The organism is Roseateles sp., from assembly GCF_052436255.1.
In the GTDB taxonomy this organism is placed as follows: domain Bacteria; phylum Pseudomonadota; class Gammaproteobacteria; order Burkholderiales; family Burkholderiaceae_C; genus Pelomonas.
Genome location: NZ_JBQVNP010000180.1, coordinates 1 through 8,901, shown reverse-complemented (window position 1 = coordinate 8,901; position 8,901 = coordinate 1). Strand labels below are relative to the sequence as shown.

General features: G+C 67.7%; 12 protein-coding genes and 1 pseudogene. All 13 read right to left on the bottom strand.

What is annotated here, in order from left to right; translation table 11 throughout:
- Positions 1-633: pseudogene (locus tag ACT6S0_RS24570) on the bottom strand (F0F1 ATP synthase subunit alpha); the annotation flags it as partial.
- A gap of 39 nt (positions 634-672) precedes the next feature.
- Entirely contained in the window at positions 673-1,218 is a 546-nt protein-coding gene (locus ACT6S0_RS24565; RefSeq protein WP_444766387.1) for a F0F1 ATP synthase subunit delta, read from the bottom strand.
- A 2-nt stretch (positions 1,219-1,220) separates the two neighbouring features.
- Positions 1,221-1,691 (bottom strand): F0F1 ATP synthase subunit B, encoded by a 471-nt coding sequence (locus ACT6S0_RS24560; protein ID WP_444766386.1) that lies wholly within the window; start codon positions 1,689-1,691, stop codon positions 1,221-1,223.
- Positions 1,692-1,727: 36 nt separating this feature from the next.
- The gene (gene atpE / locus ACT6S0_RS24555; protein WP_444766385.1) at positions 1,728-1,997 is read right to left on the bottom strand and encodes a F0F1 ATP synthase subunit C; all 270 of its coding nucleotides are present in this window, start codon (positions 1,995-1,997) and stop codon (positions 1,728-1,730) included.
- 63 nt (positions 1,998-2,060) lie between these two features.
- Entirely contained in the window at positions 2,061-2,930 is an 870-nt protein-coding gene (gene atpB / locus ACT6S0_RS24550; RefSeq protein ID WP_444766384.1) for a F0F1 ATP synthase subunit A, read from the bottom strand.
- A gap of 16 nt (positions 2,931-2,946) precedes the next feature.
- Positions 2,947-3,435 carry an ATP synthase subunit I gene (locus ACT6S0_RS24545; RefSeq protein WP_444766383.1) on the bottom strand — a complete coding sequence of 163 codons (489 nt, stop codon included), beginning with the start codon at positions 3,433-3,435 and terminating at the stop codon, positions 2,947-2,949.
- A gap of 132 nt (positions 3,436-3,567) precedes the next feature.
- Positions 3,568-4,458: an SMP-30/gluconolactonase/LRE family protein gene (locus ACT6S0_RS24540; protein WP_444766382.1), complete on the bottom strand. Its 891-nt coding sequence runs from the start codon at positions 4,456-4,458 to the stop codon at positions 3,568-3,570.
- A 17-nt stretch (positions 4,459-4,475) separates the two neighbouring features.
- Positions 4,476-4,991: a GNAT family N-acetyltransferase gene (locus ACT6S0_RS24535; protein WP_444766381.1), complete on the bottom strand. Its 516-nt coding sequence runs from the start codon at positions 4,989-4,991 to the stop codon at positions 4,476-4,478.
- A gap of 12 nt (positions 4,992-5,003) precedes the next feature.
- Positions 5,004-5,708: an alanyl-tRNA editing protein gene (locus ACT6S0_RS24530; RefSeq protein ID WP_444766380.1), complete on the bottom strand. Its 705-nt coding sequence runs from the start codon at positions 5,706-5,708 to the stop codon at positions 5,004-5,006.
- Positions 5,708-6,547, bottom strand: coding sequence for a PhzF family phenazine biosynthesis protein (locus ACT6S0_RS24525; RefSeq protein ID WP_444766379.1), 840 nt, complete (start codon positions 6,545-6,547; stop codon positions 5,708-5,710). The genes ACT6S0_RS24530 and ACT6S0_RS24525 overlap by 1 nt, the downstream gene beginning before the upstream one ends.
- Positions 6,544-6,981 (bottom strand): GNAT family N-acetyltransferase, encoded by a 438-nt coding sequence (locus ACT6S0_RS24520; RefSeq protein ID WP_444766378.1) that lies wholly within the window; start codon positions 6,979-6,981, stop codon positions 6,544-6,546. Before ACT6S0_RS24520 ends, ACT6S0_RS24525 begins: the two co-directional genes overlap by 4 nt.
- Entirely contained in the window at positions 6,981-8,189 is a 1,209-nt protein-coding gene (locus ACT6S0_RS24515; protein ID WP_444766377.1) for an aminotransferase-like domain-containing protein, read from the bottom strand. The genes ACT6S0_RS24520 and ACT6S0_RS24515 overlap by 1 nt, the downstream gene beginning before the upstream one ends.
- A gap of 26 nt (positions 8,190-8,215) precedes the next feature.
- A partial coding sequence (locus ACT6S0_RS24510) for an aspartate/glutamate racemase family protein (protein ID WP_444766376.1) occupies positions 8,216-8,901 on the bottom strand: 686 nt, incomplete at its 5' end.

The window sequence follows — 8,901 nt, the reverse complement described above, 5'->3', positions numbered from 1 at the left end:
CTTGATCGACGACGCCTTCTGGCCGATGGCGACGTAGACGCAGGTCATGTTCTGACCCTTCTGGTTGATGATCGCGTCGATGGCGACGGCGGTCTTGCCCGTCTGACGGTCACCAATGATCAGTTCGCGCTGGCCCCGGCCGACCGGCACCATGGAGTCGATGGACTTCAGGCCGGTCTGCACGGGTTGGTCGACCGACTTGCGGGCGATCACGCCCGGGGCGACCTTCTCGATGACGTCGGTCATCTTGGCGTTGATCGGGCCCTTGCCGTCGATCGGCTGACCCAGCGCGTTGACGACGCGACCGATCAGCTCGGGGCCGACCGGCACTTCCAGGATGCGGCCCGTGCACTTGACGGTCTGGCCTTCCGAAAGGTGTTCGTAGGCGCCCAGAATCACGGCGCCGACCGAATCGCGCTCCAGATTCAGCGCCAGACCGAAGGTCGGCGTGCCATCCGGCGCGGCCTCGAATTCGAGCATCTCGCCCTGCATCACGTCCGAGAGGCCGTGGACGCGGATGATGCCATCCGACACCGACACGACGGTGCCCTGGTTGCGGATGTCGGCGCTCGGGGTCAGACCCTCGATGCGGCTCTTGATCAGTTCAGAAATTTCTGCAGGGTTCAGTTGCATGTCGGTCTCCACCCCGGCCGGGGCCAGGGGGTTGGATGTTTAGGCAATCAGGGCGGTCTTCATCCGCTCAAGGCGGGCGCGCACGGACGTGTCGAGCACTTCGTCGCCCACCGTGGCGCGCACGCCACCGATCAGCGAGGCATCGACCCGCACGTCCAGCGTCAGCTTGCAGCCGAAGCGCTTCTCGAGCACCTCGGTCAGCTCGGCGACCTGGGCAGCATTGAGCGGGAAGGCGCTTTCCACGGTGGCTTCAGCAGCGCCAAGCGCCGCGCTGGCCAGCACGTGGAACTGCGCAACCGCTGCGGGCAGCGCGTCCAGCCGGCGGTTCTCGACCACCGTCTGCAGGAAGTTGCGCACGCCGGGCAGCAGCGGCTGGCCGAGCTGCTTCTCAGCAGCCTCGGCAGCCACGCCGGCGACCTGGTCGGCCGATGCCTTCGGGTTGTCGGCGAACTGGCGCAGCGCGGCGTCACCCGCCACGGCGGCCAGCGTGTCGAGCTGACCGCGCCAGGCAGCCAGATCAGCGTTGCGGGCGACCTGGAACAGCGCCTCGGCGTACGGGCGTGCAATGGTGGCGAGTTCGGCCATGCTCAGAGCTCCTGCTTCAGACGCGTCAGCAACTCGGCGTGGACGCCGGCGTCGACTTCCTTGCGCAAGATGGCTTCGGCGCCCTTGACGGCCAGCGCGGCGACCTGCTCGCGCAGCGCCTCACGGGCCCGCACGACCTGCTGGTCAGCATCGGCCTTGGCCTGCGCGACGATCTTGGCCGCTTCGTCCTCGGCACGCCTCTTCGCCTCCTCGACGATGGCCGCAGCGCGCTTCTCAGCGTCGCCCAGCAGCCGGGTCGAGTCGGTACGCGTCTGCGCGAGTTGCGCTTCCACCGCCTTGTTGGCGGATGCAAGCTCCGTCTTCGCGCGGTCGGCCGCAGCCAGCCCGTCAGCGATCTTGGCGGCGCGCTCGTCGAGCGCCTTGGCAATGACCGGCCAGATGAATTGGGCGGTCACCCACGCGAGGATCGCAAACGGGATCCACTGGATCCACAGTGTTGCGTTGATGTTCACGGCTTATCTCCTTTCAAGCGTGAAAGGCAGTCGTGATCAGCGCGCGACAGTAGCCAGGAAGGTGGCGGCGAACGGGTTGGCGAAGGCGAACAACAGGGCGATCGCAACGCCGATCAGGAAGGCCGCGTCGATCAGGCCGGCCAGGATGAACATCTTGGTTTGGAGCTGGTTCATCAGTTCCGGCTGGCGGGCCGAAGACTCCAGGAACTTGCCGCCCATCAATGCGATGCCGATCGAAGCGCCGACAGCGCCGAGGCCCACGATGATGCCGCAAGCCAGAGCAACCAGACCGAGGATGTCGTTCATTTGAAATCTCCTAGAGACAGTAAAGGAAAGGGAAAGGGAGGAAGGAAAAACAGCGATCAGCGATCAGTGATGGTCGTGCGCCTGACCGATGTAGATCAGCGTGAGCATCATGAAGATGAAGGCCTGCAACACGATCACAAGGATGTGGAACAGCGTCCAGATCGTGCCGGCGATGACGTGGCCGAAGGCCAGGCCCCAGCCCGTCACGCTCATCGCGAACGCGCCGCCCATCAGCGCGATCAGCATGAAGACGAGCTCACCGGCAAACATGTTGCCGAACAGCCGCATGCCGTGGGACACGGTCTTGGCCACGAACTCGATCATCTGCATGGCGAAGTTGAACGGCCACAGCGCCCAGTGATTGCCGAACGGCGCGGCGATCAACTCGTGGCCCCAGCCGCCCAGGCCCTTGATCTTGATGTTGTAGTACAGGCACAGCAACAGCACGAAGGTGCTCATGCCGAGCGTGGTGGACAGGTCGGCCGTCGGCACGACGCGCAGATAGTCCTTGAAGCCCAGCGCCGGGCCGGCGGTGTGCCAGATCTGCGGCAGGGTGTCGACCGGGATCATGTCCATGAAATTCATCAGGAAGATCCAGACGAACACCATCAACGCCAGCGGGCCGACGAACCGACGGCTCTGGGCGCTGTGGATGACACCCTTGGCTTGGTTGTCGATCGTCTCGAACAGGATCTCGACGGCTGCCTGGAAGCGGCCCGGCACGCCGGACGTCGCCTTGCGCACGCCCAGCCACAGCAGGAACACGCCAAGCAGGCCCAGCGACGACGAGAACACCAGCGAGTCCAGGTTGAACAGGCTGAAGTCGACGATGCTGGTCTGCTTCACGCTCTCGAACGAGAAGTTCTTTTGCAGATGCTGCAAGTGGTGAGTGATGTACTCACCGGCGCTGGGCGCGTGCTGTTCGCTGCTCATCGTCGTCGTCTTTGACTCAGGTTGTTCTCTGACCGGGCCTCGTGAACATCCACCAGGCCCACACATGCACTTTCAAGCACGCGACCAGCGCGACCAGCAATGCTGGCCAGCTCAGATCCCGTACCCACCACGCCGCTGCCACCAGGATGACAACAGCGCAGCCCACCTTGACCAGTTCCCACACGAGGAACGACAGGAACGCGGCCTGAGCCTGTGCGGCCTGGTGGCGCAGACCCCAGGCCATCAAGGCGTGGGGCAAGACCACCGCGGCCGCGCCCCAGACCGTGGCGCGCACCTGTTGCGCAGGCGCGGTGCCAAACAGCCACCATGCCAACGCCAACAAGCCGCCGACCACCGCCTGGAGGGCCACGATGCGCCAAGGCGACACGGGCTTGTCTCGCGCCACCAGGGCTTTTACCTGCTGCGCGGTCCAGGGCGGCGCGGGCACGGAATCAGGCGCTTCATCTTCCCAAGTGCTGGCAGGACGGTGCTGGGGGGCGGTCATGTCGGCGCTTGAAAGGGTGACGGCGCCAGCCCAAATGCCGGCCGGCAAAACCACGGGAGTATATGTGGAAACCCGTACTTTCCAAAGTGCTGGCGCTGGCGGCCTGCCGCCGGGACGCCGGCAGCCGGCCTGCTAACGGGTCGACTCGACGGCCGGCAGACCCGGCACCTCGACGCGCAGCCGCAGCACCGCGCCGGCCAGCGGCTCGCGCTCGAGTTCATCGGCGGGGCGCTTCTCACGTGCCGTCGTGATGTAGAGGGTGCGCAGGTCGGGGCCGCCAAAGGTCGGCATCGTCGGGCAAGTCACCGGCAGTTCGAGCCGCTGCACGACCTCGCCGCTGGGCGCAAGGCGCACCAGGCTCCTGCCTTCGAACATCGCGGCCCAATAGCAGCCTTCGGCGTCCATCGCGGCGCCGTCGGGGCGACCGCCGTAGTGGTCGCCCGGCGTGCGCTGCTTGAACTCGGCGAACACGCGCGGCGAGGACAACGCACCCGTGCGCACGTCGAAATCTGCAGCGTAGACGCGGTGTGCCTTGGTGTCGGACCAGTGCACGCGGCGCCCATCGGGGCTCCAGGCCAGGCCGTTTGAGGTCGTCAGGCCCGGCACCACGGCGGCGAAGACCCCGCCGTCGAAGCAATAGAGCACGGCCTCGGGCTCGCGCGCGTCGGAGATGCTGCCGATCCAAAAGCGCCCTGCCGGGTCGACCTTGCCGTCATTGAAGCGCAGCCGGGTCGCGTCGTAGGGCGGTGGGCTGAGCAGCTTCTGCGAGCCGGTCGCCGCGTCCAGCGTCCACAGGCCGTCGCGCCGCGCGACGAACAGGCCGCCACCGGCGCGCGCCGCGATGCAGCCGGGCTCGGCGTCCTGTGGCCACATGTCCGGCGCGTCGGCGCCTTCGCGCCAGCGCAGCACCTGACGACCAGGGATGTCGACGGCGTAGAGCGCTTGCTCGGTGGGATGCCACAGCGGAGATTCGCCGAGCAGGCAGCGGTGGGAGCCGAGGGGCTGGATATCTTCGAGGGCCATCCCGGCACTCTAGGCGGTTATCCGAAGTAACTCGGCCGGAAGGCGCCCAACTCGGCCTTCAGATAGTGGGCGCCGGGGATGGGATTGAAATAGAACGGCGGCACCTCGACGAAGCCGAGGCTTTCGTACAAGCCGCGTGCGGCTTCCATGTCGTCGAGCGTGTCGAGCAGCATGCTGGAGTAGCCCGCCTCGGTGGCACGGTCCATCAGCGCCTGAGCCAGGATGCGGCCCAGGCCGAAGCGGCGGAAGGCCGGGCGCACGAACAGGCGCTTCATTTCGCAGGCGTTCGCGTAATCGGCGTCGGGCAGCGGACGGAAGGCGCCGCTGCCGGCAATCGCGCCGTCAACGGTCGCCAACAGCAGCAGGCCGCCCGGTGGCGCATAGGCGCCGGGCAGTGCGGCAAGTTCCTCTTCGAAGCCCTGGAAGTCGAGATCAATGTCCAGGCTGGCGGCGTACTCGCGCAGGATGAGCCGAGTTTCTTGCCAGTCCTGGGCGGACTCGGGCGTGATGAGCTGGATGTCGGGGCCGACCATAGGCCGCGAAGTTTAGCCAGCGAAGCCCAGCACGACCCTGCGGGTCTTGGCGCTCTTCTTCTCAATCTTGGTCACGACCACAGCACCAATCTCGGCAGTGTTGGAAACATGCGTGCCGCCGCACGGCTGCAGGTCCACGCCATCCACCTCCAACACCCGGATGCGCCCCAGCCCGCGTGGCGGCTGGACGCTCATGGATCTGACCAGGCCGGGGTTGGCGTCAAGCTCGTCTTCGCTGATCCAGCGGTGCCCGACGGGATGCGCCTCGGCCACCAGGCGATTCAGTCCGGCCTGGATGGCCTCCTTGTCGAAAGGCTCATCGGTATGGAAGTCCAGCCGCGCATAGGTCTCGGTGATGGAGCAGCCATCGACCGGATAGGGCAACAGCGCGCAGAGCAAATTGGTCGCCGTGTGGAAGCGCCGATGAGCGTCGCGGCGCCCGGCATCCACCTCGACGCGCACCGCCGCGCCGACCGATGGCAGTTCGCCTTGGACGAGATGGACGATGGCCTCGGGGTGGGCTTTGCTCTTGCGCGTGTCGGTCACGCGCCAGCGTTGCTCGCCAGCAATCAACCAGCCGGCGTCGCCCGCCTGGCCGCCACCGAGGGGGTAGCAGACGGTGCGGTCGAGCAGCACCCCGCCCTCCACTTGCGCGGTGACGACGGCGTCGCAGGCCAGCAGCGTGGCGTCCTCACGAAACAGGTCCTCGGTCTTCATCACAGCCTCACCTGGCCATGGATCAGCGGCGTCACATCGCCGCCTATCCACGTGCCCTCGGCGTCGCGTAGCACATGCACGCGGCCGGCGCGGCCGAGTGCGGCGCCCTGGGCCGCGACATAGCTGGCGCCGGCCAGACCCGAGTCCTGCAGCCACAGCGCCAGACCGGCGTTGAGGCTGCCGGTGACCGGGTCTTCCGGGATGCCGAGGTCGGGCACAAAGGCGCGCACCTCGAACTGGCACTCTCCGCCGGCCGGGTGGGCGCCAACGACGCCGAGCTTGAGCCCCTGCATGGCGATGAAGTCCGGTCGCAGCGCCAGCACGCTGGCGGCGTCGGCCAGGCGGGCGGCCATCCAGCCCGGGCCGTTGTCGACCCAGACCAGATCCAGCAGCGCCTCGGGCGCGATGCGCAGCGCAGCAATGGCCTGCGCCCTCTCCGTCGCGCCAACTTCGCCGCTGCGCTTGAGCGGCGGCGCGGCAAAGGCCACCCGAGCCCCGTCGCGCTTGACGCGCACCAGACCGATGGCGCATTGCTGCACCACCTCGCCGGGCTTCTTCGCATCACCGCCGCTGGCCAGGAAGGCGTGGGCGCTGCCCAGGGTCGGGTGGCCGGCAAAGGGGAGCTCGCCGCCGGGCGTGAAGATGCGCACGCGGTAGTCGGCGGCCGGGTCGGTGGGCGCCAGCAGGAAGGTCGTCTCGGACAAATTGGTCCAGCGCGCGAATTCGGCCATCTCGGCGTCGGACAGGCCCCCACCGTCGATGACGACCGCGAGTGCATTGCCCTTCAGCGGCGTGGCGGTGAAGACATCGACCTGGGCAAAGCGGCGCAATTGAGTCATGGCTTCAGATAGAGATTGGGACGGACGATTTCCATACCGCGTTGCGGGTTGGCCAGCGGCTGGAAGCCGTGGCCGGTGTAGACGGCGTGGGCGTCGCGGGTGAAGAGCATGAATCGGCGCAAGCCCTGCAGGTCGGCGTGGGCCAGCAGCGTCTGGACCATCCAGTTCGCCAGCCCCCGGCCGCGATGCCCGTCAAGCACATAGACATCGCACAGATAGGCAAAGGTCGCCCGGTCCGTCACGACGCGGGCGAAGCCCACCTGGCCTTGGCCATCGGCATGCAGCGCAATGCACAGCGAGTTCGCGATCGAGCGCTCGACCAGCGCCAGCGGGATGCCTTCCGACCAATATGCCCCCACCAGAAATGCATGCGCAGCCCCCGCGTCGATGTCCTCGGGCGCAAAGCTGAGGCGATAGCCCTCGCGCCGCGTCATCAGGGCGCGGTTTCCACGGCCAGCGCCAGCGCCTCGTGCAGCAGGCGGCCGAGCTTCTCGACGCCCTCGCGGATCAGCTCGGGCGTCAGCGTGACGAAGGACAGGCGCAGGGTGCGCGGGTCGGGCTGGTGGGCATAGAAGGCCGCGCCGGGGACGAAGGCGATGCCAGCCTCCACCGCCTGCGGCAGCAGGGCCATCGCGTCCAGGCCCGCGGGCAGGCGGATCCAGAAGAACATGCCGCCCTTGGGGGACAGGTAGTCACAACCCGGCGGCAGGTAGTCGCGCAGCGCCGCGGCCATCGCGTCGCGATTGGTCTTGTAGAGCGCACGGATGGTGGGAATGTGGCTGTCCAGGAAGCCGTTGCGGATGACCTCATGGACGACGCGCTGGTTGAAGCCGGGCGTGTGCAGGTCGGCCGCCTGCTTGGCCTGCAGCAGCTTGGGGTAGAGCTCGGGCGGGGCGATCAAGTAGCCCAGGCGGAAGCCCGGCGTCAACACCTTGGAGAAGGAGCCCAGATAGAGCGAGCCCTCGGGCCAGAGGCTGGACAGCGCATCGGGCGGCGGCTCGTCGAACCAGAGGTCGCCATAGGGGTTGTCCTCGACGATGGGCACGCCGGCCCGGCGCGAGGCTTCGACGACGTCGACGCGGCGCTGGGCGCCCATGACGCGGCCGGTCGGGTTCTGGTAGTTGGGCAGCAGATAGCTGAAGCGCGTGCCCGGCGCGTCATGCGGCAGGGCGCGAATAGCCTCCGGGCGTGGGCCCTGATCGTCGCTGGCCAGGCTGGCGAAGATCGGCTCGAAGGGCGTGAAGGCCTGCAGCGCGCCGAGGTAGGTCGGCGTCTCGACGGCTACCGGCGCACCGGCATCGCAGAGGATCTTGCCCACCAGGTCCAGGCCCTGCTGCGAGCCACTGGTGATCAGCACCTGGTCAGGCTTGACCGTCATGCCGAGCGAAGCGACTCGCGCGGCCACCCACTCGCGCAGCGGCGCATAGCCCTCGCTGGCGGCGTACTGCAGGGCCTCGCGCGGCGCTTGCGACAACACACGGTCGCAGGCCGCCTTCAGTTCATTGACCGGGAAGGTGTCGGCGCTGGGCAGGCCGCCGGCCATGGACAGCACGCCCGGCTTCTCGGTGACCTTGAGGATCTCGCGAATGATGGACGGGTTCATCCGCGTGGCGCGGCGCGCTTGGGTCCAGACGGTGGTCATGGTGGTTACGTGGGATTTCAAAGCAGTCAGCCTAGCATCCAGTCGACCGCGGCGCGGGCCTGCAAGTCGGTGGAATCGAACAGGGGCAAGGCGGCAGCGCTGCCCGCCGGCAGCAGCAGGCCAAGCTCTGTGCAGCCGAGGATGGCGGCCTGGGCGCCACGTTCAGCCAGCGCCGCGACCTGGGCACGCAGCACCTCGCGCGAGGCCGGCTCGAAGCGGCCGCGGCACAGCTCCTCGTAAATGAGGCGGTGCAACTCGGCGCGACTGGCTTCGTCGGGCACGATCAGCTCGATGTCGAAGCGCTCGCGCATGCGGTCGCGGTAGAAAGCCTGCTCCATCGTGAAGCGGGTGGCCAGCAGGCCGGCGCGCCGCACGCCGGCCGCGCGCAGGGCCTCGGCGGTCGCGTCGACGATGTGCAGCACCGGCAAGCCCGCGGCCTGCTCGATCTCGCTGGCGACGAGGTGCATGGTGTTGGTCGCGATCAACAAGGCCTCGGCGCCGGCGCTCTTCAAGCCCGTCGCGGCGACGCCCAGCACACGCGCCGCTTCGGCCCAGTGGCCGGCTGATTGCATCGCGGCTATCGGCGCAAAGTCGACACTGTGCAGCACCAACCGGGCGCTGTGCAGGCCCCCCAGGCGCGCCGCCACGCCGCGGTTGATCAGCGCATACAGATGCTGGGTCGACTCCCAGCTCATGCCGCCGAGGATGCCCA

Bases quoted from the DNA above. Each gene is read 5' to 3' on its own strand.
- ACT6S0_RS24565 (WP_444766387.1), bottom strand. From the start codon at position 1,218: ATGGCCGAACTCGCCACCATTGCACGCCCGTACGCCGAGGCGCTGTTC.
- atpE (WP_444766385.1), bottom strand. From the start codon at position 1,997: ATGAACGACATCCTCGGTCTGGTTGCTCTGGCTTGCGGCATCATCGTG.
- atpB (WP_444766384.1), bottom strand. From the start codon at position 2,930: ATGAGCAGCGAACAGCACGCGCCCAGCGCCGGTGAGTACATCACTCAC.
- ACT6S0_RS24545 (WP_444766383.1), bottom strand. From the start codon at position 3,435: ATGACCGCCCCCCAGCACCGTCCTGCCAGCACTTGGGAAGATGAAGCG.
- ACT6S0_RS24540 (WP_444766382.1), bottom strand. From the start codon at position 4,458: ATGGCCCTCGAAGATATCCAGCCCCTCGGCTCCCACCGCTGCCTGCTC.
- ACT6S0_RS24535 (WP_444766381.1), bottom strand. From the start codon at position 4,991: ATGGTCGGCCCCGACATCCAGCTCATCACGCCCGAGTCCGCCCAGGAC.
- ACT6S0_RS24530 (WP_444766380.1), bottom strand. From the start codon at position 5,708: ATGAAGACCGAGGACCTGTTTCGTGAGGACGCCACGCTGCTGGCCTGC.
- ACT6S0_RS24525 (WP_444766379.1), bottom strand. From the start codon at position 6,547: ATGACTCAATTGCGCCGCTTTGCCCAGGTCGATGTCTTCACCGCCACG.
- ACT6S0_RS24520 (WP_444766378.1), bottom strand. From the start codon at position 6,981: ATGACGCGGCGCGAGGGCTATCGCCTCAGCTTTGCGCCCGAGGACATC.
- ACT6S0_RS24515 (WP_444766377.1), bottom strand. From the start codon at position 8,189: ATGACCACCGTCTGGACCCAAGCGCGCCGCGCCACGCGGATGAACCCG.